Genomic DNA, 23372 nt, shown 5'->3' on the forward strand with positions numbered 1-23372 from the left:
TCGACTGTGGCCCTGGGAATTGATCGTAATGTGCGGGACAACTGCATTGCGACAAGCGATGGCCGGCAGTATCGCCTGGACGCGGTTGTGCTCGAGCGCATCAAGCGCAAGGAGATCGGTGCGAAGCGCCATCAGCGCAGGATGGCCACGAGCCAGACATTCGTTGTTGGGTTTGGGCGTTGGTATGATTCTGATTTGATCGAGAAGAATCGAGATTGATCAGCGAATGAGACTCGACATCGAGGGCAAAGCGGCCATCACCGCGCCGACGCACGCACAGACCGCTCGTGCGCTCAAGTCACTGCGAAGCTACGGCAAGTCATCTTATGCGTCATTGACTGACGATGCAGGTAACTACGTGCAGGTAGCCGGCGGCGGTGTAAGCTGCATGATCGAGCGCTTCGAATTCGGCGGAGAACGATGGAGAGGGTTCCACGATAAGCCTTCGCCTGTACGCCCGGATGGCACGATCCTGGCCTTTCGAGCGGGCAACATCCCGATGCGCTCCGATGAATGGTTCATGGCTGATCAGGTCGTGGAAGTATTTCTGGCGTTCCTTGGTGGCGCACCATATCCGCCATTTGTTCACTGGCGGTTAGCGCCAGGCTTGTGAGCCAGAGACGCTAATCGCGAGCCGCCGTCGGAATCCTGCGTCGCGCATTGTCGACGATCTTGGCCCTGCCGTCGGCTGACCGGAACTGGCCCGCAAGCGAACGGCCGCAGCATAGCTAACAGACCCGGCGCAACATTTCTTGCTCCGTCTCACGCTCGTCAAGCGACTCAACGTGACGTGGCACGATGACGTGCGAGGAAGCGGTCCAATTGTCCCGCAAACGCTTTGCTGTCGTTTGCGGCGTAAGGTGTTGGGCCGCCCGTCTCGACCCCTGAGCTACGCAACTGATCCATTACCTCGCGCATCGTAAGACGCTCCTGGATATTCTCACGGCTAAACCAGGTTCCGCGCGGATCGAGCACGTGAGCGCCCTTGTCAAGGGCAGCGGCGGCAAGAGGTATGTCCGCCGTAATCACAAGGTCGCCGTCCCGGACCAGGTCAACGATACGGTTATCGGCAGCATCAAAGCCCACCGGCACTTGTAGTGCCTTGATAAATCGGGAAGGGGGCGTTCGCAAATACTGATTCGCGACCAGCGTGACGTACACTTCGACACGCCGCGCTGCCCGAAACAATATCTCTTTGACGACAACTGGGCAGGCGTCTGCGTCAACCAGCACTTGCATCGAGATATTTCCGATAGAGGGAGGGAGCAATGATAATCATATTACTGCTCGCACGCGTTTGAGGAGAACTCTAACTTCGTCCTGCGCATGGTTGTCGGGTCGTCAGCGCCCGCAGCTCGCTGCTGTTGAGTCGCAGTCGTTTCGCAGGAGCCGACCCAAACCGGTCGCACGCTGGTAGGGAAAGCGGGACCCTCAACGCCCAAACCCAGCGGCGGCTGGCAAGCACGCGCAGCCCCCATGGTTGGCAGGGCCGTGACGCTCTACTGCTTTAGGAATGCAAGTAGTGCATCGTTAAATGCAGACGGGTTTTCGAACGGCGCGAGATGCCGTGCATTTGGAATGACGACGAGGCGGGATCCCGGGATGCAGCGGCTCGCCGTTTCCGAAAGAATCCTGTAGTACGGCCGCGTTGACTGCCCGACGGCTATTGTCACCGGCATTTTGAGCCCACCCAGCTCGGCGCAGCTAATTGGCGGGGGCGGAGGCGCAGCGAACATCAGAGGAAGCGTTCGAGCGTTATCAATGAGCATTGAGCGGATTGGAGGTGCAAGTGTGTCAAAGACACCACTTTGGCCGTCCACCCAGTCAAGTAGTTGCCGTGCAGCACCGGCAACGTCGCCGGCTTTGGAGGCGGTTATTGCTGGAGCAAGGCCTTTGCTCTCCTCTTTCATGATCTTCATGTCAGCAGGCTCTGTTACGAGCGCCGGCAAACTGCTGGGCTCATAGACGAAAACACTGCGAACCAAATTCGGATTCTCCAGTGCTAGCCCAAGGACGATACCCCCACTGTAGGACCAGCCGACGACGCGCACAGGGCCTGCATTGAGCCCACGAATAAAAGCCGCAAGGTCATCGATATGAGTGGCAACCGAGAACTTCGGACCGCCAGTTGGCCACGCGCCAGTGCCGAAATAACGTTGATCGAGCGCGATAAATCGATAATCCCGAGCCGCAAAGCCTTGCTCGTAAATCCAGGCGCGGTGATCCGAGATCGCTCCGTGTACAAAAACAACAGGCACTCCCTCGCCCTGATCGAGGTATGCCAGGCTCACGCCATTCACGTTCAGCTGCTTGACCACGACACGTGTGGCGGCACCATTCTGGGAGGGCGCCCGGCATCCAGTAGTCGAGAAGAAGGCCACGACCACTATCAAAGCCGCTAACAGCTTTCGCATGATTCGCTCCTGGCGAGTTCCTGTCTAGCCCGTAGCCTCCCTGAAGCATAGGAAAAGGTCAGCATCAGCGCGAACTCTTATTGCGGTACCTCCTTACGATCCGCCGGGATCTCAAATCGCGCGGACGAATGGAGGCTCGCACGGAATGAATGTTTGTGGCCGAATCCGGGCCGACAGCGAACGGACCAAACCGACCCTCAACAGCCGTTGGAGTAAGCGCGAGTCGACGGCAGCTTTCAAGATCCAGTGGTCATTCATTCAGCGACGGCGCTCGATAATCGCTCGGCCGTTCTTCGTGCACTCGCCACCGCGGATCGGGCATTGTCGAGTGTCCGCTTCACATCAAAAGGATTTCTGCCGCGCGGAGCCGATGCGGTCTATCGACGTATCTCGGGGTACGTGCGACATGAATCGCATATGCCATCCAAGCCGGGTACCGGCCTCACGAGGCTTCGTTGATGACCTGGTGAGCCAATGACCTCGGCTTCTCCCCCGGGATCGACGACAAACTCACGCACCCCGTGGAAAGACGACGACGGCGAGGAACCGGCGCGTGCGCCCGCCCCAACGCAGCTTCGCATTGCCGCGCTGTTTTCGGTACACAGACGGTGACGGATTACCTGCTTACTCGAGCGTGTAAGGCAATACCGTGCTGCCAGCTTCGCCGACGCGGTGCACCGGCGAAGCGCGGCCTTTCATGCATTGTCCTGGAACGGCCGGCGTGGACTTCCCCGGCCTCGGTCAATTGTGGGCCAGCGCGAACTCGCCGCACGCAATCTTCCAGATTACAGTGCCTGGCCAGGTCTCTCTGCTTAAGCATTGGTGACGTACTGTCGACCGCCGCGAACACCTTATGCCGAATCGCGGCGGATCTCGATTACCATTCAGCAGGGATTGGCACCCGCTTCACCGCAGTCGATGTGGCGGCGATTTCTCCCGTCGTGCGGTGTTGGCAGGTACGGGAATACGGTATAGATGCCGTTCACGGTCAGGTTGCTGCCTTCGGCACCGATGTTGAAGTTCACCCCATCACCCAGCAACAGGTTGCCCGTTGGCGCACCTGTCAGACGGCCCGCAATGACCCGCAGCGCGATGTCGGTCACGTCGTCGTTCGGGCGCCGCCCATTGGGCCAGCCGGCGCTGTCCCCGGCAAGAACGGCGAGGCGACGCTGCTGCGCAGGCGGTGTCGGAGAAACCCCCAGATTGAGCCGCAGGAGTTCCGAGCAATCGTGTGCGCCGCACGTCCCAGTCTGCGGTTGGGAGGGATACTTGAGAAGCACGTTTACCAAATCAGTTCGGTTGGTCGTCGGAATCGTCAAGCCGAACCGGAGGTTGAGTGCGGTCGCCAGCCTGGAGTTGAGATAGAAACCCAGGAATTGCGCTTCGTCGGCCGGATCGGTCGTATTCCATTTGTCTTTCGTATCGGTCCCAATGATCAGTTCGTTGACGAGTGGATTGCCCATGCGGGACACCTGCACCCAACGTCCGGCGTTGTCCTCATCGCCCCCCATCCCGCGACCTTCGCGACGCATTGTGGACACGTACGCGCCGATTACGCCATTGGGTCTGGACGTCACCGTGGTGATTGGCACTTCGATCGCAATGGTGCTGATGTTGAAGCCGGAGAACGTGTCGTTGCCAAAAGGATTCACGTGATCGTTGGCATCCTCCGCCGGTGTCAACACAGGCGGCGTGCGGCGCAGATTCACCGTGTCGAACACGGCGCCCAAATCGATGTAGAACGTCTCACCGCGCTGTCCGGCGAAGACCTTGCCGCCGTTCGCCAGCGAGTAGATACCCTGTGCGGCTAGCGCCTCGTAATTGGGCATCGTTAGCGGTCCCACGTTGGACGGCACCGCGAACATCCTCTGGGTACCCAGGTCGGTGCGCTGGCCGTGACGAACTTGCGTCACGGTGTAGCTCTGGCGCAGTATCAGGCCGTCCGAGCCAGGGCCGTCGAGCGCAGTGATCGGCGGCAATGCGGCGTATGACAGCGGCAGCTGTTGGCTCGCCAGGGCCCCGCGCAATTCGGTCTTGAAGCGGATTTCGTAGACGAGGTCGTTGGCCTTGCCGTTGCCATTGGTGTCGATGTTGATGCGATAAATCACGTCATCGCCAAAATTGAAATAGTTCGGCCCAGCGCCAGGGTCCTGCATGGGAATCACGTTCAAAATGAAAACGACGTTGTTAGGGTTCGTCCAACTCCGAAACATGTAAAAGTCGGTGTTGTCGGCGGTCGGGTCGTTCGCAATTAGGGGTGCCTCGCGATGACTGGCAGGGTGGGTTCCACTGCTCCAAAGCGCCGCGGCGCAAAGCGCGACGGCCGCCATGATGCGGACAACAGATCTCATGGTGTTCTCCTTCAGCTTATAACGGGGCCGCAAACGAGCTAAATATGGGGACGTTAAGTGCACGCTCGAGCAGCCAGATCATGGCGACGGTCGCGGTCATCGCTGAGCCGCCGGTAAGTACCACGCGCCGGTATGTCCAGGTTGCTCGCAACGAGAACGCCAGTGGCAGGTAAACGAATACGATGGCGAGTTGTCCTGCTTCGACGCCAAGATTGAATCCGGCGAGCGACAACGCAAGCGAACCGGCCGGCAAGCCGAGGTCGTGCAACGCGCCTGCAAAGCCCAATCCGTGCAGCAGCCCGAAGCCGAACGCCGCCATCCAGCGTCCGTTCGTCACGTGCGGAAACAGGTTATTCAGCGCCGCCAGCACTACCGACAAGGCGATGCCCGATTCAACGAGCCGCGAAGGCAGCACGACGATCGATAGCGCCGCGAGCGTGAGTGTGATCGAGTGCGCCACCGTAAATGCGGTCACAACCTTGGTGACATCGATGAATGCCCGGCGAAATGATGTACCGGGCTGCCACGCATGCCCCTCACGAATCAGCACCGCAGGCAGCAGCAGCGAAAGCAGGAAGAGGATGTGATCGTATCCGGTCCAGATGTGCCAGACGCCTTCGTTCAGATACATCGCGAACTGTGTCAATGGCCCGCCGGTATCGGTGCCGACGATGCGGTGCGGCGCGTCAGCGCTAAATACGACACTTCGGCTCTCACCGTTCTCGACGAAGTTGAGAAGTCCGCGATGCTGGGGATCAAGGCCTTCGAACAGCCGGTAATCGATCGAAAGTGTTGGGCTCGTCCGCGGACATTGTCCTGTGAACGTCAGCACCGCGTAGGTGCCATCGGTGTGCGAGTCGATCAGTTGCCCAGTCGGTTCGAGCGCACAAAGCTTGCCGGCGGAGGACACCTTGAGGTGTGCAAGCGCATATGCCGCGATATCTCGCTTTCGCGAGCGTACTTCACCCCACGTGATGTCCCCGTCGCCGTTCTCATCGAGCCCAAGCGCGTTGTCGAGATCGCGTAGCGCGATATCCCACTGACCGCGCAGCGCTTGCCCGCTGCGCTCCAGTGTGAGGTAGGCGTCGCTTGCCTTGTGCGCAAACGCGGGCGCTATCAACAACGCGAGCATAAAGGCGAGGACGACGCGTCTCATTGCCGCACCTGCAGCAGTGTGACAATCGATGCATCTTCGAGACGCGTTGCGGCGACCCAATCGGATGCAATCTTTAGGGCATCAGCATCGCCGACCGCACGCGCGGCTTCGATCAGAATCCGCAGGTCTGGCGGCTCGCGCTGGACCAACCAGTTTTCGCGCGCGAGAATAAGTGCCGCTTTGGCATCATGTTCAACTGAGAGACGAAAGCGCGCCTCCTCCCGGCGATGCACGCTATCCCCGCGGCGACGCGCAGCGTCAAAGCGCGCTGAGAGATCCTCGCGGTGCGAAGCGAATGATTCGCGCAATTCCGGCAGCTGTTGTTCGGCCAGCACTAAACGAAGCAGCAGCGCGTCGTTTTTTGTAGCGTCACGCAAAAGTGGCAACAACTCTCGCGGACGACCCCGATCCAGCAGAAAATCGGCGTACGCCCCCTGCAGATAAGCGTCACGCGGGTCGAGCGCAAGTGCGTCACGGAAATGTCGCTCGGCTGCATCGAAATCGCCGCGGCGAGCGGCAATTTCCGCGGCGAGCGTCAACGCCCACTCGCGCACGTCCAGATTGCCGACGCCTTGCGCAAGCACCTGCACGAGCGCCCCGTATGCGCTGGCTGCGTTGCCGGTCAGGCTAGCCGATGTCGCATCGCACCCGATAACGACGATGGGTGCAACGAGTCCCTTCAGTTGCTCGCAATCGTGCCGCGCGTCCGCGTAGCGTCCGCGCACGCTGAGCACCGTGGCGCGCGTCAGTCGCGCCTGCGCGAGCGCCGGATGCGCAGCCAGCAACCGATCCAGATCGGCAAGCGAGCCTTCGAAATCATGCTGGCTTTGCTTGAGCGTTGCGCGAAGCAATAATGCGGTCGGCGGCACATCCTCTCCGCTCCACCACGGCGCCAGCGCCGCCTGCGCCTGGCCGAAGAAGCGAGGATCGCCCAGCCTCCGCCCTGCTTCGAGAGCGCGACGCGCGACGGACATTGCCAGGTTGAGATTGCGCGGGTCCATCATCAGCGTCGCGCGCATGCGTTTCAGTTGCGCGAGCGCCGGATCGTTTTTTTCCGGGAGGTGTTCGAGCACCACCCCATCGCTCTCGGGTACGTATGGCTTCGCCCCGCTCTCGCCTGAGAGCAAGACAAGCGCGGCTACGACCGTGACGAATGGCCAACCCGACATCGACCTTCTCCCGTCTGCACTGGGTTGTACGCGAAAAGTCCCGATCTGGATGCAGCCGGCTGTCACTGTTGACTCCAGCGTCTTGCCTTTGTCTGCGCAATCTGGGCGTCCACCACGCCAGCGTGGTTCAGCATGATGGGTTAGCCAGAAGTAAAGCTGGTTTCGCTTGACGTTGATGTTGCTTGCACCAGGTCAAATGTCGATCAGGTCACGATACGTTTGCGCTACAGCCGCCCTACCTTGAATTAGATCTGTCTGTAACGCTCTGCACATAGCGCATCGCGAATGGGCTTTTTCATGGTTCGAGTTGCATTTTTGGCTTTATAGGCGACTTCTCAATCACATTCAACGCTTAAGATCCGTCATGAACCGTCAATACAACGATGTCTTAAGCCACAGCGCGGGGGGCGCTGCTATGGCCAGAGCAGACATTCGCGCGTCATCACGGGACTCGCTGAAGCTGTGCGGTCGCTGATGCGCATACGACAATCTCTTTTCGATTGAAGGGACATCCAGTCTGCGACCGAAGCAATGGACGGTAGGCGACCCATTGCTGCCAATAGCCGGGTCACCTCGCCAACGTGCTCTTTTTATAGCCGCAGATCATCGCCGGGTACGTAGGCAATTGAGGTCCCGCTTCTGCCGCCATCGCCAACGCACGGAGAGTTGATCCCCATCGCTCAGGTTCGCAATTCTTGGGCGCCATGCTTCTGCAAGCGCATACATGCTCTGACTGTTCTTCTGCAAGCCCTATACCACATCAATAGAGCGCAGGATGCCCGCGCGACGAACCGGCATCCGTAACGAATCTTCTCCCACGTCCACCCGCGCACGTTGCTGCGTGACGATAGGAAGCGCCGTCATGATGAGGCAAATACGGTGGGTTGATTTCGCATGTCTATGCGCTCACTATGCTCAGGGCCTTCTGCCGATTCACCGCACAATCTTACGTCGGGCGTTTCGCAAGCCCCCGGAGCGTATTGAGGCGAGCGAAGGCTGCAGGCAGTCTGCCTGCGTCGTAGCAGTCGACCTGAACCGTGATCACGCGTCACCCAATAACGGAGGTTGCCATGCGATTCGTGTTACACATCTCCCTGCCTGTCGAGAAGTTTAATCAAGCCGTCCGGGACGGGACGGCCGGAGAAAAGATGCGCCGGATCCTCGACGAAACGAAGCCCGAAGCCGCGTACTTCTGCGCGAAGGAAGGCATGCGCGGTGGGTTCCTGATCGTCGATATTTCAGACGTCTCCGAAATGCCTCGCTTTGCGGAACCATGGTTCCTGCTGTTCGACGCCACGGTAGAGTTTCTGCCAACCATGACGCCAGAAGATCTGCAGCGAGCTGGGCTGGACCAACTCGGCAAGAAGTGGCAATAGACCCGCCCGATTTTCCGGCGGGGCAGCCACGCGGCGGCTGGGTCGCACTCGGACCGCTGGGGATCGGCCGCATCCCGGCAGCGCAAAGGGTCAGCGCTAGCGGTGGCAGCAGGTCCGGTTTGTCTCATCTTGAGCGACCCTTCACTGGCCGATGCGGTCGGCCCAAACCGACCCGAATGGGACAGTCGCTCGTCCGTACAACGGATTCGACGGAACCCGGCGGCATCCGGCCGCCACAGTGACACCGCTCGCAACTGGCGCTCGCGCCGCCTGAGCGCGAGGAGATATCACGGGCGCTCGTTGCTGGCCATTCGATCCGATCAATTGCGATGCGACGTTCACGACCCCTCCACCTTCTGCCGTGAGGTCGGACGTAATGGACTCAATGTCGTGGTGAAGATCGTCCGAGGAGGACCTTGAACTACGAAACGCCAGTTGAACGATTTGAGCAAACTGTTGCATTCACCCGTTGAATCCGCAACCCCTTGCAGTCATTCGAGTCCGCGCGACGCGCAATGTCTGTTTTCAAGTGCGGATTCAACCGCCATTCGCTCATCTCTGGCTCGTGCCGTGAATTTATCGTGACCCACTCAAAAGAGCATTGCTTAATGCACGTTCTGGTCTATGAATCGAGTTGAAGGGTCGCGGTCGACCTTATCGCGCCATGCTCCGGGTGGCTAGTGGAGTCTTTTGAAGTACAGCGGAAATTTTTGAAGTATAGCGGTCGTTTAACTTCCTCTGGCGCTCACTCTCGGAGCAATTTTTCGCCAGTCAGGGTAAGGAGGGTAGTCATGATGTCTCAGGTCTCTAGGGTTCTCAAAGCGGCGGCCGTGATTGTCCTCGCCGCCGGTTTCACAATCGGGCATGCTGCTGACGATAATGCTTACGTCGTCACACCACTCGTGTCCAACGTCGCAGGCGCTGCCCCGAAGGTCGACGGGGTACTACAGAATGCCTGGGGTATCGCGTTTAGTCCGGCAGCAAGTCCATTCTGGGTCAACGACAATGCCACAGGCTGCTCCACGCTTTATGACGGCGAGGGGACAAAGGTGGTGACGCTGCAGGTCTCCATCCCGCTGCCAGGCAATGTCATCCCGGACAGCGCCTGTCGTCCCTTCTCTCCCAACAATCCACCGAAGACCGCGCCCGCGGCGCCGACCGGGATCGTATGGAATCCCTCATCGGCGTTTCTCGTGCCAGGTACCACGATCCCGGCCGTATTCATCTTCGCGACCGAGAACGGCACGATTTCCGCTTGGGCCGGTGGGCTGAATCCGCCGGATCACGCCGTACTCGCGGTCGATAACTCGTCCATTCCCTCCGCCGCCAGCGGGGCCGTCTACAAAGGTCTTGTCTTTGGTGTGAACGCGAAAGGAGCATTCCTGTTTGCGACGAACTTTCGCTCGGGGCAGATCGATGTATTCGGACCTAGCGGCGGCCCGAAAGGCTTGTTCATGCCCGCGACGACCGACGGCGGCTTCATCGACCGAAAAATCCCAGCCGGCTACGCCCCGTTCGGTATTGCGAACATCGATGGCGACCTTTTCGTCACGTACGCGAAGCAGGATGATCAGAAGCACGACGATGTTGCAGGCCGCGGTCACGGATTCGTCGATGTATTCGATACAGACGGCCACCTGTTGCGCCGCTTTGCCAGCCGAGGTACGCTCGACTCGCCGTGGGGAGTCACGCGCGCATCGTTTGCTTTCGGCCGCTTCAGCGGCAAGATCCTGATTGGCAACTTCGGCAATGGCCAAATCAATGTCTTCAACAATGACGGCACGTTCGTCGATCAGCTGGAGGATGCACACGGCAATCCACTGGCTATCGACGGCTTGTGGACTCTGACACTCGGTGGCGGCCGCAACTCGAGCCCGGACACGTTGTACTTCTCGGCAGGTCCTAACAAGGAGGTCAATGGACTGTTCGGTACCATAGCTCCGGTGAGCGCCTCCAAGGCACACGCGTCGGCTGAGCAGGGGCAATAGCCGGCAGCGCGTGGTTCCCCGTGCAACTCCAGAAGCACGGTAGCGCTGACCATCGACGATGTGTCGATCCGGGTTGGAGACGAAGGACGTGAGCACAGCCGGTCGCGGAGCCTCGCCCGACGCGACCGGCTCTTCTCGGGCCAGACCGGGAGCTGCCTGTCCGCACGCAGGCAGACAGAATGCCGTCAGAACGGTTCACCAACCATCTCTTCGCTCTTGCGCCAAAGTGCATGAGCGTTTGCAACGTCGAGCGCATAACGTCGAAAACACGCTGGCGCGTGTAAGGACTTCGCTTACGTGACAGTTCTCACAATATCTGCCTCCCGACGCGAACGGGCGCGGTCGACCCACTCCGGCCAGTCAGTCCCCTCCGAATCAGCCGTTCAACGTTTGACACGAGTCGCGTGCGAAGGCTTGTTCTTGACTCGCTGCTCGATGAAAAGGAAAACAGAATGCCCGCTTCTGCGTTTCTGAATAAAGCGGAAGGCGGATCCGTTGAATGCATGTCTGGCCGGCATGTGAGCCAGAGGTAAACGTCCAGCTACTTACGGCAGAGGACGGTGGCCGTGAGGAGCGGTCGGTAAGGTTGCCTACCTATCTTCCAATCCGCCCGCTGAACTCACGCGCTGCCAGTCGCAAGGCAAAGTTACTTCAGTTGAATGAGGACTGATCCCTCCGTTATCTCCGGCGCGCCTACGCCCGTGCTTGCGGCGTTTGCCGCGATCCAGTCCTTCGCCTTCTGCACGCTTTCGTCGCAGCCTGCCTTGTCCTGGCAAACCGTCACCGAGAATCCGCCATCGCCGCTGCGTGCGAGGGTATAGCCGACAAAGCCTTTGACCGAACGCATCAGTTCTTCAACGTCAGCCGTGCGTGTCTCCAGCAGATCGAACAACTCCTTCGCACCCTTTCCGGAAAATCTCCTGATAACGGTTTGCATGATTGCGTCCTCCTATTTGATGGACCAGCGAGGCGAGCATGCCACACAATCACGCACCGGAGTAACCGCTCTTTCCGACAGCGAGTAGTGTGTGGATGCAATTGAGAAGGCCGCGCAGCTGATTCAGCGACCAATACCAAGTGTAGTAACTTTGCGATCGTAGTAAACGTGGGAAGCGGTGCAAAAACCTGGTGCCCTCGGCCAACGTCCGCGAGTGGCCCGATTGCTGCCCGACGCGGCCGGCCGTAGTCGACCCGTTGCTGACGGACATTCGGTCGCGCGTCCAAAGGCAACTAATAAAGTGTTCCGGACGTACACGACGGCCTCTCAGGGACGGCGGTTCGGACATCCCCAAAGATCGTTAGGCACCCTACAGTAGCGCGGCCGTTCGACGAGCGAGCCGGACAATTCGTGCGGCGGCAAGGTCGAACGGCAGCCACTCTTAGCGATCAATGGGCGAAATGACCTCTTTCCCAACACGCACGGTATTGTTTGTCTCGGCATCACAGAAGTTGCGCCCTTGCCGCTATATGCCCTAATGACGCATTCGCGCGCAACGACGCGCGAAAGCTTATAGGCCAGACTTGCTTGATGCAGGCTTGAAATGCCCGGCGGTGCTGTTTCCCGCCGCCACACTGCGCAGAACTTCCAGCGCACTGCGTTCCACCCAGTTGTGCCGCAGCAGCCCATCCTCGCCGACGTGCAGGACGGCCGTTCCCGTCATGTCGATCGGTAAGCCCGATGGCTCCGAACCCATAAAGCCGTTGTTCTTCCCCGTAACCCGCCATCGACTGACCACTCGATCGCCGGTTTCGTTCTGAAACGTCTCGATCACATCGAACTCGAACTCATCGATACTGGCGAGGAATGCAGCAACCCACTTCTTGAACGTTTCACGCGATTTGATCTCCACTCCACCCGAGGTGACCGTGAAGTCGTCGGTGACCAGATGGTCCGCAGCGTGTGGATTGCGCAATTGCCAGACTTCATGCCAAAACCTCTCGACGACCTGGACTGAATTCTTCCGTGCCATTTCAAATCTCCCCTTCATGCAGAACAAAAAATCCCTTCGTTTGACGCTCCGCTGCCTTCGGAACCTCTCATTGAGCCGGCGCAATTCCCGCAGCAGTAACGTGCTTCAACAGCGAGGCGATTTCAGCAATCCTCGCGCGGATGGCCAGTACGGTTTGATCGGCATGCCACGTCTGATGAAGTTCAGCATCGGCCGCGATGAGCCGTGCATGCCACGCATGAGGCTCGATATCCCTGAGATCCGAGAGCAATTGGTCCAGTGCCTTTTGCGTGGTTGGTGAAAGCGCTCCAGCAGCGATGCGCAAACCATTCTTCAGTTCGAGCAGTTCGGACCCTATCTCGATCCACGACATGCATTCATCCACTTCCTCTGCGGATGCCGCGGGCAATGCGATTCGCACGAGCGCGTCGATGCTTCGGCTTTGCCACTCGTGATGCGTGATGGCCGTTCGCCGCCCGAGGGGCGAAGCGATCAATGTCCCGATCGTGTCGGCTATTCCCACCAGACGGCGTTTGCCCCGCCGGCTCTCAAATCCAGGTGATGGAGCCAGATGGAATGCGAACGCGGCCAGCGCGGAGCCAGCGAGTACACCTGTTGCATTGCCGCTCACCACGCTTGCCGTCGTATGCGCTATCGCTGCCGGATCGGCCACAACGAGGAATACGAGGCAGAAGCCTGATGCCCAAAATCTATTCGAAAGTAGAGACGACAATACAATCGCCAGAAAAACGATACCGCCCTCCGCGAGCACAATCCCCGCCGGATGCGCAATGTGCGGCGCAACCGTCACGCAGAACACAAGCGCAGCGCCCATGCCCACGGCGCCCGAAGCTAGAAAATGAACTGCCGTATGTCGCGGGTTGGGTCGAATCGAGAAAAGGGCAATCGCGATAGCCGTGAATGCGACGAACAGCGGCCCGCCTTGCCAGCCGGTGTTCATCCAGACCGTTCCAGCGAGCAGCAATGCAATCGCAGCGCGTAACGCCGCGGCTACCGCGTAAGTGCGATCGCGTGTATAGACGGGCGCGGGATAGCTTTCTGCAAGGGCATCTCGACTTTCGTCGTCCCCTGTCAAACGGGCGGATACTCGCAGCGCTCCTTCCGCCGCGCCGAGCAGTGCTGAGACGAGATCGATGCGTCGGCGTTCGATGACGGTTTTCGCCCGAGCGGATGAAAGCGTGGCGCGCAATGCGCGCAGTTGCGCGAAAAAGACAGCTGTCTTTTCGCATTCGGTTGCGCTATCGCCACGCAGTTGATGAGCGATCGACCTAAGCAATACCGATGCTTCGACAACGATCTCCCCGATCTCGTCGCTTATTGCATTACCTTGTGACGCAGCCGCTTCGAAGTTCCGCTCGATGCCTCGCGACACCACAAGCAGACTCAGGAGCGCCGACACGACGCCGCGCAGACTACCGGTGCGGGTCCACAGCGCCGGCGATTCAGCAGCCGCGCTCAGCACCGCGCCATCAAGCGCGAGGATATCGCTCAATTGCCGACGCAGCCGCTGCGGGCCAGTGCCGTCGATGGCCCGTGGGCGCGGCAAGCCTGCGAGCCGGTCTGCACTCCACGCGCATGCTGCGCTTATCGCATGCCGGATGCGCCGGACTGCAAGTCCGCCGTGCACACTTTCGCGCGAGAAATCGATGACAAGCAGCCCGCATGTAATACCGACGAGCACCCCGACGCAGCGGTCCTTGCCGACCTCAAATAACTGTGCGGAATCGCCCGACAACGACATCGCGATGATGACCGCGCTGTAACCCGCCAGCACGGCACCGTATGCGCGGTAATTGCGCAATGAGGCGCCCGCATAGACACACGCCGCAAGCCACACCGCCAGCAGGCCGACAAGCAACGGCGCGTTGCCGTGCGCTACCAGCACCACCAGCACGCCGACAGGCGCACCGACAGCCGTGCCGAGCGCGCGATCGAGCGATTTCAACAGACTGTCTCCGCGTGCCGGAAGCGCCAGAGAGACCACTGTCCACGCGGCCCAATGAGGCTCGTGAAGGCCAGCTAGGATAGCGCAGAGCAGGCCTAGCGCAGCCGCCAGCGCAGTACGGCCAGCGAACGTCACAAGGCCGCGAGAGGGAATCCACGTCGAACGCATAGTCTTGACTTGCCTGCTTGCTCAAAGGGTTAAGCGGTGAACGATCGCCGGCGCGCTGTCGCGTCGACGATCGTCATCATCAGTCGCCTCGGCCTAGCTCAGCACGAACGGGTTTTCGACACCCGGCGTCGGATTGATGAACACGCTCTTTGCTTCGAGGTATTCGTAGACCGCACGAATCCCGTTTTCACGACCGATTCCGGAGGCCTTCACGCCGCCGAACGGTGCGAGATAGCTGACGAGGCGATAGGCATTGACCCATACGCTGCCTGCTTCCAGCCGCTTCGGCACCGTCATGGCGCGGCGAAGGTCGCGCGTCCAGACGCCAGCCGCGAGACCATAGTTGCTGTCGTTGGCAATGGCGATCGCTTCCTCCTCCGTGTCGAACTTGATGACGGCCACGACCGGTCCGAACACTTCTTCCTGAGCGATGCGCATTTCGTTGTGCACGTCAACGAAAATGGTCGGTTCGACAAAGAGGCCTTTCTCCGTGCCAGGTCGCGTCGAGCGATGTCCGCCCAACACGAGGCGTGCGCCTTCCTGCTTCGCCACATCGATGTAGTACAGAGTCTTTTCGAGTTGCGGCTGGGTCGATACGGGACCCATGTTCGTATCCGGCGACATCGGATCGCCGAGCCGCACATCCTTCATGAAGTTCACCAGCCGTTCGACGAACTCGTCATGGATGCTCGAATGCACGAGCAGGCGCGATCCCGCCATGCAGCTTTGGCCGGTTGCCGAAAAAATGGCGGTGACGGCGCCTTTCACGGCATCGTCGAGGTCGGCATCCTCGAACACGATGTTGGCCGACTTGCCACCCAGTTCGAGCGAAACACGCTTGAACGAGCGCGCCGCATTCTCGTAGACATGGCGACCGCCACCTTCGCTGCCGGTGAAAGCTACGCGCGCGACCAGGGGATGACCGACCAGCGGTTCGCCGACTTCCTTGCCGAATCCGGTTACGATATTGACGACGCCGTCCGGCACGCCCGCCTCTTCGCAGAGCCTTGCAAACAGGATGGAAGATGCCGACGAGAATTCTGATGGCTTGATGACGACCGTATTGCCGGCGGCGAGCGCTGGCGCGATTTTCCACACCGCGAGCAGCAGCGGGGAATTCCACGGTGCGATCGTCGCGACTACACCGAGCGGTTCGAACGTGCTGTAGTGAAAAATTCCCGCTTTATCGAACGGCGTGACATCGCCCTGGATCTTGTCGGCGAGACCGCCGTAGTAGTAGAACCATTGCGGCAAATATTGCATCTGCTTCAGCATTTCGTCTTTCAACTTGCCGTTGTCCTTTACTTCCAGATCGGCGAGTTCCTCCGCATGCGCGGCGATCGCGTCGCCGATCTTGTGAAGCGCCATCCCGCGCTGGCTCGCGGTCATCGTGGCCCAAGGGCCGCTCCTGAATGCAGCATGCGCTGCGCGCACGGCCGCATCGACATCGTCGGCTGTGCCGCGCGGCACCTCCGCCCAGACTTCGCCGTTGTAGGGATTGATACTCTCGAAGGTCCGACCATCGCTCGCACCGCGCCACTCGCTGCCGATGCGCATCTTGAACTGTTCCATCACGGTACTCCTTGCCTGTCTAACGTGAGCCGGCAGCCGCATCAGCTGCGACAGATGCCGGCGCTGTTACGGATTGGCGGTCATTGACCGAAATAGATGCTGTCCCGTGCTTGCGGCGCGGTCACGGTGCGGCGCCCGCTTTGCGAGCCACCCGTGACGGTGCCTCCCACGGAAGAGGCTTCAGCATTCCCGGCGTTCGTGCTGGCGTTCTGGAGCGCGGCGGCTGCGCGCAGTTGAGCGGCGGGATAGGTGGCATCGGGCGCGTCGAACACGCCCGATGCGCGGGCCTGAACGAGTTCGGCCCGAACTTCTTCGCGGGTCTTGCCGTGTGTCGCAGGCCCGGCGAACACGGACGAGGATACGATAGCGCCGGCAATGACGGCCGGGATCAGAAAGCGTTTCATTTCGTGCTCCTTGGCGGATAGATGAGAAGCTGTTCGACGATCAAGCGGCTAGTCTGCGATCTGCCGATTGCTTGTTCGTCGATCGGTGAATGCATTATTGCCACCGGCCTTCTATCCGCCAATTCCCGAAATGTGCGTACCGTCAAGGAGAAAATGCACAAGCTGGTGCGGCGTGCTGCCTGCGCTATCCGTTACCGGGAAAGCAGCTTGCAATGAACTGCATGACACTACGGATCGCCGGAGCGTGCCGCAGATCGTTGTGAATGGAGAGCCATATCTCGCGCTGCAATGGCTGGCCCGGCCCTTCGACGATGTTCAGGCTCTCGTCCCAGTCCCCGAGGAAGTAGGGCAAGATCGCCACCCCGACACCTGCCCGCGCGGCGGCTGCTTGCACGTCGAGACTATTGCTGCGCAGAACGACGGGACGTGACTTCGCCTGCGTGTCCAGCCAGATCTGTTGAGCAGATCCGTCGAGACTGTCGTCATATCCGATGAATTCGTAGTCTTCAGGCGCATGAGACGCCAGATAGTCTGGCGACGCGTAAAACGCGAACGGAACCACGCCGATCTTGCGCGCGACGAGATCGGCCTCGGTTGGCCGGCTCAGACGAACTGCAATATCTGCTTCCCTTCTGATCAGCGACACATTGCGCGTATCGGCGATCAAGCGGACGCGAAGCGCTGGATGCTGCACGCGCAGCTTGCCTAGATGAGGTGCAATGACGCTGCTCGACATCGACGGAGGCGCGCTGATCACCACCTCGCCGCTAACGACTTCCTGTCCGCCGACCGACATTCGTTCCACCGCAAACGACTCTTCCTGCATGCGCCTGCCCCGTTCGGCGATGCGTTCACCTTCTGCCGTCAGCACATAGGCGCGTGGGCGGCGGTCAACCAGCTTCAGTTCAAGGGACTGTTCGAGCGAGGCGATCCTGCGCGCGACGGTCGCATGATCGACCTTTAGACGCCGTGCGGCTTTGGCGAGCGATTGTTCCTGACTGAACGCGACGAAGTGGCGTAAATCCTCCCAGTCGAACATGAACTCTCTCCTTGCCGCTTTGATTATGGAAAATCCCGCAATGGGACTACCGAACAAGGATATTAGAAGCAAACACGACAGACCTCACAGAAACGGCGATGTGAAAGCTATGTGCATTGGGTGCAAATGGGCTATGCATCGTTGCGGAAAGATGCCCCGAACCGAAACTGGCACGATCAAGAACGAGATGACAAAGCGCGCACGCCATCACAGATAGCGTCCGAGCGAGAGCGGGTGCGAATGACTCTTCCTGGCCGATCGGGAACATACGCGTCAGTCTAGCCAATTGCCGCCGGAAATCCGGCCAGTCTTAGTGTGTTTTCATATGTGCAGCGAACGTCAGGACGAACCCGCTCATTTGTCGCCCGTCGGCCACGTCTGGGACAAACGATACTGACTATGCCGCGACCAAGGCGATGCTCGAGCAGATTGACACGCCGGCGACCGCCTGAGTCTCGGTGAGCGAGGGCATGGCGGAAAATGTCAGTGGGGGAGCACACATAGTCGAGAGCGATATGAGGGCGCCCTCGCTAAGCTGAGGTATCCAGACACGCTAGGCGCTTGCAACCAATGGCCGCTCTCTCCTTCTGTCTGTCGGCTGTGATGGCTGGCGCGGGATTCGGCACGTCAAACCTCTTCGGCACGCTGTTTGACTGGTCGGGCGTGCTCCTCCTGTTCCTGACGTTCTTTTTCGAAGCGGTCGATGGAGCTTGACCGCCCTCTTCTCTCAGCCCGCATCTTGCGGCGCGGCTTTTACCACCCTGCCCTAACGCGAAATGTGCACCACGGAGCTGAAATAGGTCCTGCGCTCTCAGCAACCGGCTTCCTATGGGAACCACTTACGACCATCATGGTTCACGATGGGCCTATCAGCGAACGCTCTATTCCAATGGCTCACGGGCAAACATACCGCCACAATAAAACCTACCGTCATGATAATGTTCGAAATCTGAAATCGGCGCGAATGCCTCTGGGATGGCTTCTCACCGGAGAACCACCAAATCGCCCTACGCCGGCGGTTGACTCCGTCCGACCCTCAACAGTCCATCCAGTTGCTCGAAGACGGTTGGCCGTTTTCGAGCAACGAACGGCCATTCGTTGCCGCTCCGACCTAAGGCCGACACGGCGCACGGAGAAATATCAAGCCGCCCCGGAACGGTTCTCTTCAACGGTGACGTGCAAAAGGCGCGTTAAACGCGCCAGCGCGGCAGGGAAACAACCCGGGTTCCGCCGGGAACTCGTTGCGTTCCATTTTCCATTCGGTGCAAAGCGCATCAAATCGGAACATTAGTGAGGCGAAGCGATGACCGCCTGTTTCGGCATTAAGCGCAGCCTGGCGTCCTTTTCCCTGCGTCCGCCTGTGATACGCGGGTTGTGCCCGCCGGGACCAAAGTCCAATACCGCCGGTAGAGGTGGCTGCATATACTGAAACCGACCGGATCGACGCATTGACTAACAGGCGTTAGCAAAATGAGTTCTCTTCCGACGACTGCGGGTCTATCCGCTTCGAACGTCTTGCATTTATCCACGAAGCCTCGATGAGAACTGCCTGCCGCATCCCCCTGCCGCTGATGCTACTGACAGGTGTCGCCACGGCGCATGCCCAAAGTAGCGCGACCCTGTATGGCGCGCTCGATGACTCGCTGCAGTTTGTTCACAATGCCAATCCCCACAACGATAACCTCTGGACGCTGGCGGGTGGCAATCTGCACAACAACCGTTGGGGACTCAAGGGTGTGGAAGACCTGGGCGGCGGGTTATCGGCCATTTTCCAGCTCGAAGCGGGCTTTAGTATCAACAACGGAGCAAGTAGCTCGTACCAGACGGGGACCAAGCTGTTCGGCGGAAAGGCATGGGTTGGCCTGAGCGACAACCGCTTCGGCACGCTCACGTTCGGGCGCCAGTTTGATCCTGTCGTCGATCTCGTTCAGCCGCTTACGGCCGACAACTTCTTCGGAGGCACCTTTACCACGCCAGGCGACGTCGATAACAACGACAACAGTTCACGTGCCAACAACGCGGTAAAGTACGCGTCACCCGTGTTGGCCGGTTTCCAGTTTGAAACGATGTATGCGTTTGGTGGAGTGGCAGGTTCGACGGGCTCGGGTCAGACGTGGTCAGCCGCGGCGACGTATGGAACGCGACCGTTCAGCGTCGCAGCCGGGTACGTTCGCATGGACAATGCATCGACCTTTGCGGGCCGGGGGTTTGTTCCACCTGCTCCGGGCGCGCCCGGTACACCACCGGGATGGGGCACGGGCGTGACGTCCGATGCCACGTTCATCTCGATCATCAACCTTGGATATGCATCCGCGAAATCAGTCGGTATCGGCTCGATTGCCGCGCAGTATGTCGCGGGCCAATTCACGTTCAACGTGCGCTATAGCAATGCCCAGTACAAGCCTGACGGCTTCTCCGCCTTCGCATCGACGGAGCGCTTCAATGTCGCGGCTGCTTACGTCGGCTATCAGGCGACACCCGCCGCGTTGCTCGGCCTGGGATACACGTACACACATGGCGCAGGCGATACGTCGGCAACCTACAACCAGATTTCGCTCGGCGCGGACTACAGTCTATCGAAGCGCACGACCGTTTATCTGATTGGTGCATACCAGCATGCGAACGGCACCCAGCGCATCGATGAGACACACACTGCGACAGCAAAGGCATCGGTGGGGAGCTATGGATATACGTCGGGATCGAGTTCGCAGGAAGTGATCAGCCTCGGCTTCCGTCATACGTTCTAGCGAACTTTCATGGCGGAGGCAGAGCCAACAGGCATTGCCGAATCGGCTAGACATGGTGCGCCGGTTCAGATTTTCGCGAGAGATCAGACGATTTCTGCGTTTGCCGCAGAATGCTCGGGACCAGTTCGCGTTGCACAGGCCTTCCTGAACTGTGTGTCATCGAGCGAATGAGCGTGGCTGTTCACGCTTCCATGAAGTTTTCGGCGTCGCTATCGCCAGGTAGGTGAAGCCCAACCCTAGCAGGAGGAAATCTTGGCAAAAGTACTGGTGTTGTACTACTCGATGTATGGCCACATCGAAACAATGGCCAACGCCGTCGCTGAAGGAGCACGGTCGGTGCCCGGCACCGAGGTGACACTCAAACGGGTGCCCGAGACGATTCCCGAGGAGCAGGCTCGGACGATTGGCGTAAAGCTCGATCAGGCGGCTCCGGTTGCCACCCCAGATGAGCTTGCCAACTATGACGCCATCATCTTCGGCACGCCCACGCGATTCGGCAACATGTCCGGCCAGATGCGTACCTTCCTTGATCAGACTGGAGGCCTGTGGATGAAGGGTGCGCTGGTCGGCAAGGTCGGCAGCGTATTCGCGTCGACGGGCACACAGCACGGGGGCCAGGAAACCACGATAACGTCGTTTCACAGCACTCTTCTTCATCAAGGCATGCTGATCGTTGGCGTGCCGTACGCGTGCAGCGGACTCACCAATATGAGTGAGATAACAGGCGGTACGCCATACGGTGCGACCACGCTCGCTGGCGCCGACGGCAGCCGGCAGCCCACGAGCAATGAACTGGACATCGCTCAATATCAAGGCAAGCATGTTGCCGAGTTCGCGAGCCGCCTCTTCTGCTGAATGTTGTAACTGCACGAATTGCATGCGGGCAACCTTGCCGCGGGCGCGCACAGATCGCGATTATGGCGCGCATCCCGAACAATGCGGTGAACAAATGATCCTGCGATGGAGTTAACCATGCGATACCTATCTCTTGAACACCAGAAAGACCCACTCCTTCTCGTCGCACGCGTGCTGTTGATGGTTCTGTTCGTCCTGTTCGGCTGGCAGAAGCTCACCGGTTTTTCTGGCACCGTTTCTTACATGACGTCGGCGGGCACGCCGGTTCCAACATTCTCGGCGATCATTGCGGTCGTGATGGAACTCGTGGTGGGTATCGCGATCGTCGTGGGCTTTTTCACGCGCCCGCTTGCGCTGCTCCTCGCACTCTATACGCTTGGCGCTGCCCTGATCGGGCATCATTACTGGACGATGCAGGGTATGGAGCAGTATGCAAACATGATCAACTTCTATAAGAACATCAGCATCATCGGCGGCCTGCTTTTGCTATGCATCACGGGTCCAGGGAGGTATTCGCTCGACCGAAAGTAGAACGCTCGGTGAACTCCGCACCACCTCGCGCAGGCGTGAATCGGCAACATCCTGGTAGACGCGCGCGAGGTGTGGGCGGCGTACGTGCTTACGATCACTGCGTCGCGCGGTTGCCGCCATCACCGGGAGCACGAGCCCCCTTGCGCCTGCGGTCATCCGCGCAGCCTGTCTTTCTCTGCCTGATGAATGTGCGCCGCCACGTAGGCAGAAAGCATTGAAATGAATACACCTAAGAACACGTACCCTGTCAATGCTTCGGTAGCCGCAATCATCCGGCCGTCGGGTGTGGGGCGGAAGTCGCCGTAGCCGACTGTAGTGAACGTGATGATGCTGAAATACAGGCAGCTTTCCCGGTCTTGAACGACGACGTTCGACGCGCCATCGACAATGCCGATCCGCATGTAGATGTCGCTGTAGGTCCATATGGCCATACACAACAGGAAACCCAATGCGGTGAGTTGCACGATGAGGATCATCCGTCGGGATGTCATCAGAACCATGAGGGCGAGGAAGAACAGTAAAACAGCGTCGAGAATCGCGTCGGAACTCGGCGACAGAAGCGAGTACGACAGATGCACCACAAAAAAGCCTGCTGCTATCGGCACGAGCATGGTCGTAAGGCTCACCATTACACCCCGCAACCCTTTTAGCGACAAGTTGACGTTCACGAGCCCTCCCGTCAAAGGTTGATGCATGTGGCCACACACCGCCAGAATCTGCACATCACTGGCGCCGGTGTTCCTGTGTTCCTCGCCCGCGTCACGTGTTCGAGACCGGGATTTGACAAGTTACGTTCCAAGATTAGACGAGCGATCCGTCGCGCCCAAGCCGTTGGGTATTGTGCATTTTCGGTGTGGACTGCAGGTCATCGCCGCGGCTGGAATGACTTCGGTGAGCAGGCCGGACGACACAATCCCACGGGAGCATTCCCATAGTCCTGGCTACGAGTCTGGAGACGCCCACCTCGATCATTCCCTGCCGGCTTCGACATGCTTCAACCATTCTAGCTGCTGGACCGTACCTATCCGGGGATAGTTGCGCTGGTTGCCAGTTCTGGTGATGTTGAGGAGTATCAGGCTGGCTGCCAAAGAATGTAATCGACCATGTCGAGATCGGCGAGCGGCGGCAGCCGAGATGCTTTCATAGGGCATCCGGCAGATTTGTGAACTAGCCGTTTGAATGACGGTTTGGCGGGACGGGCGAGCGGCAACAATTGGCCCAGACCGTGTCAAAACGCCTGGCTGCTGGAAATTGACGAGACGTTCTCCCGGAACAGGTTTCGACGGCGAACTGCGGGAACACAAACGTCAAGTTACATGAAACAGCTACCGTCAAACTGCTGACACGGTTCGACCACCCCGCCAGGCTTACGCCCGCATTGCCTTTACTACCATTTCTGCGCCGAGCAGCCTGATCACCCGCTTCATGTTGTACGCGAGCACGTGCAAGCTCATTTCGGTACTTACCCGCTCAATCGTTCTTGTCAGAAAGTGGGTTGCACCCATCCACGCCTTGAGCGTGCCGAAGGGATGTTCGACAGTCTGTCTTCGGATCCGCATCATGTCGGGGTTATGGTCAAGTCGCGTCTGCATCTCTTCGAGCACCCCTTCGTGCTCCCAGCGTGCCACCCGGCGTTGAGGGCCCGGCGTGCAGCGCGCCTTTAGCGAACATTGCTGGCAATTCGAAC

21 protein-coding genes and 1 pseudogene are annotated in these 23372 nt (G+C 59.4%); 9 read left to right on the top strand and 13 right to left on the bottom strand.

From position 1 onward, the window contains the following. Nucleotides 1-6 precede the first annotated feature (6 nt). Together GCT13_RS28140 and GCT13_RS28145 are read left to right on the top strand one after the other, a co-directional pair. A complete protein-coding gene (locus GCT13_RS28140) occupies nucleotides 7-219 on the top strand; it encodes a hypothetical protein (RefSeq protein ID WP_152763636.1) in 213 nt (70 codons plus the stop codon). Nucleotides 220-226: 7 nt separating this feature from the next. Further along, complete coding sequence (locus GCT13_RS28145; RefSeq protein WP_152763638.1) at nucleotides 227-613, top strand: hypothetical protein; 387 nt, start codon at nucleotides 227-229, stop codon at nucleotides 611-613. Between the two features lie 167 nt (nucleotides 614-780). Here the strand turns inward: GCT13_RS28145 and GCT13_RS28150 are convergent, their stop codons facing one another. The 5 genes from GCT13_RS28150 to GCT13_RS28170 form a co-directional block, all read right to left on the bottom strand. Further along, entirely contained in the window at nucleotides 781-1239 is a 459-nt protein-coding gene (locus GCT13_RS28150) for a YaiI/YqxD family protein (protein ID WP_152763640.1), read from the bottom strand. Nucleotides 1240-1499: 260 nt separating this feature from the next. After that, on the bottom strand, nucleotides 1500-2414 hold the full coding sequence (locus GCT13_RS28155) for an alpha/beta fold hydrolase (protein ID WP_152763642.1): 915 nt from the start codon (nucleotides 2412-2414) through the stop codon (nucleotides 1500-1502). Nucleotides 2415-3298: 884 nt separating this feature from the next. Beyond that, complete coding sequence (locus tag GCT13_RS28160) at nucleotides 3299-4765, bottom strand: DUF4331 domain-containing protein (RefSeq protein ID WP_152763644.1); 1467 nt, start codon at nucleotides 4763-4765, stop codon at nucleotides 3299-3301. 16 nt (nucleotides 4766-4781) lie between these two features. Beyond that, complete coding sequence (locus GCT13_RS28165; RefSeq protein WP_321574668.1) at nucleotides 4782-5675, bottom strand: HupE/UreJ family protein; 894 nt, start codon at nucleotides 5673-5675, stop codon at nucleotides 4782-4784. A gap of 242 nt (nucleotides 5676-5917) precedes the next feature. After that, a complete protein-coding gene (locus tag GCT13_RS28170) occupies nucleotides 5918-7090 on the bottom strand; it encodes a tetratricopeptide repeat protein (protein ID WP_152763648.1) in 1173 nt (390 codons plus the stop codon). 1070 nt (nucleotides 7091-8160) lie between these two features. Between GCT13_RS28170 and GCT13_RS28175 the strand changes: the two genes are divergently transcribed. From GCT13_RS28175 to GCT13_RS28185, 3 genes and pseudogenes are all read left to right on the top strand, one after another. After that, entirely contained in the window at nucleotides 8161-8466 is a 306-nt protein-coding gene (locus GCT13_RS28175) for a panthothenate synthetase (RefSeq protein WP_152763650.1), read from the top strand. A 212-nt stretch (nucleotides 8467-8678) separates the two neighbouring features. Then, nucleotides 8679-8847: pseudogene (locus GCT13_RS51630) on the top strand (helix-turn-helix domain-containing protein); the annotation flags it as partial. A 413-nt stretch (nucleotides 8848-9260) separates the two neighbouring features. Continuing rightward, nucleotides 9261-10454 carry a TIGR03118 family protein gene (locus tag GCT13_RS28185; protein ID WP_152763674.1) on the top strand — a complete coding sequence of 398 codons (1194 nt, stop codon included), beginning with the start codon at nucleotides 9261-9263 and terminating at the stop codon, nucleotides 10452-10454. Nucleotides 10455-11100: 646 nt separating this feature from the next. On the opposite strand, the gene GCT13_RS28195 is transcribed toward GCT13_RS28185, so the two are convergent. The 6 genes from GCT13_RS28195 to GCT13_RS28220 all read right to left on the bottom strand — a co-directional run bounded on the left by GCT13_RS28195 (nucleotide 11101) and on the right by GCT13_RS28220 (nucleotide 17552). Beyond that, nucleotides 11101-11391, bottom strand: coding sequence for a hypothetical protein (locus GCT13_RS28195; RefSeq protein WP_152763652.1), 291 nt, complete (start codon nucleotides 11389-11391; stop codon nucleotides 11101-11103). Between the two features lie 571 nt (nucleotides 11392-11962). Then, nucleotides 11963-12424 (bottom strand): ester cyclase, encoded by a 462-nt coding sequence (locus GCT13_RS28200; protein ID WP_152763654.1) that lies wholly within the window; start codon nucleotides 12422-12424, stop codon nucleotides 11963-11965. Between the two features lie 67 nt (nucleotides 12425-12491). Further along, on the bottom strand, nucleotides 12492-14537 hold the full coding sequence (locus GCT13_RS28205; RefSeq protein ID WP_152763656.1) for an FUSC family protein: 2046 nt from the start codon (nucleotides 14535-14537) through the stop codon (nucleotides 12492-12494). A gap of 93 nt (nucleotides 14538-14630) precedes the next feature. Further along, nucleotides 14631-16109: an aldehyde dehydrogenase gene (locus tag GCT13_RS28210; RefSeq protein ID WP_152763658.1), complete on the bottom strand. Its 1479-nt coding sequence runs from the start codon at nucleotides 16107-16109 to the stop codon at nucleotides 14631-14633. An 80-nt stretch (nucleotides 16110-16189) separates the two neighbouring features. Beyond that, nucleotides 16190-16513, bottom strand: a complete 324-nt coding sequence (locus GCT13_RS28215; RefSeq protein ID WP_152763660.1) for a DUF4148 domain-containing protein — start codon at nucleotides 16511-16513, stop codon at nucleotides 16190-16192. Between the two features lie 184 nt (nucleotides 16514-16697). Beyond that, the gene (locus tag GCT13_RS28220) at nucleotides 16698-17552 is read right to left on the bottom strand and encodes a LysR family transcriptional regulator (protein WP_152763662.1); all 855 of its coding nucleotides are present in this window, start codon (nucleotides 17550-17552) and stop codon (nucleotides 16698-16700) included. A gap of 570 nt (nucleotides 17553-18122) precedes the next feature. Between GCT13_RS28220 and GCT13_RS48560 the strand changes: the two genes are divergently transcribed. From GCT13_RS48560 to GCT13_RS28235, 4 genes are all read left to right on the top strand, one after another. Beyond that, nucleotides 18123-18266, top strand: a complete 144-nt coding sequence (locus GCT13_RS48560; protein ID WP_193727774.1) for a hypothetical protein — start codon at nucleotides 18123-18125, stop codon at nucleotides 18264-18266. Nucleotides 18267-19090: 824 nt separating this feature from the next. Further along, on the top strand, nucleotides 19091-20299 hold the full coding sequence (locus tag GCT13_RS28225) for a porin (protein WP_152763664.1): 1209 nt from the start codon (nucleotides 19091-19093) through the stop codon (nucleotides 20297-20299). Between the two features lie 252 nt (nucleotides 20300-20551). Continuing rightward, nucleotides 20552-21154 (top strand): NAD(P)H:quinone oxidoreductase, encoded by a 603-nt coding sequence (gene wrbA, locus GCT13_RS28230; RefSeq protein WP_152763666.1) that lies wholly within the window; start codon nucleotides 20552-20554, stop codon nucleotides 21152-21154. Nucleotides 21155-21271: 117 nt separating this feature from the next. Beyond that, entirely contained in the window at nucleotides 21272-21685 is a 414-nt protein-coding gene (locus tag GCT13_RS28235; protein ID WP_152763676.1) for a DoxX family protein, read from the top strand. A gap of 152 nt (nucleotides 21686-21837) precedes the next feature. Here GCT13_RS28235 and GCT13_RS50945 read toward each other — a convergent pair whose 3' ends face one another. Together GCT13_RS50945 and GCT13_RS28245 are read right to left on the bottom strand one after the other, a co-directional pair. After that, complete coding sequence (locus GCT13_RS50945) at nucleotides 21838-22353, bottom strand: potassium channel family protein (protein ID WP_193727775.1); 516 nt, start codon at nucleotides 22351-22353, stop codon at nucleotides 21838-21840. Between the two features lie 699 nt (nucleotides 22354-23052). Continuing rightward, nucleotides 23053-23372: transposase (locus GCT13_RS28245; protein ID WP_152763670.1), on the bottom strand; the 320-nt coding region annotated here is incomplete at its 5' end.

It is taken from the genome of Paraburkholderia franconis (genome assembly GCF_009362735.1).
In the GTDB taxonomy this organism is placed as follows: domain Bacteria; phylum Pseudomonadota; class Gammaproteobacteria; order Burkholderiales; family Burkholderiaceae; genus Paraburkholderia; species Paraburkholderia franconis.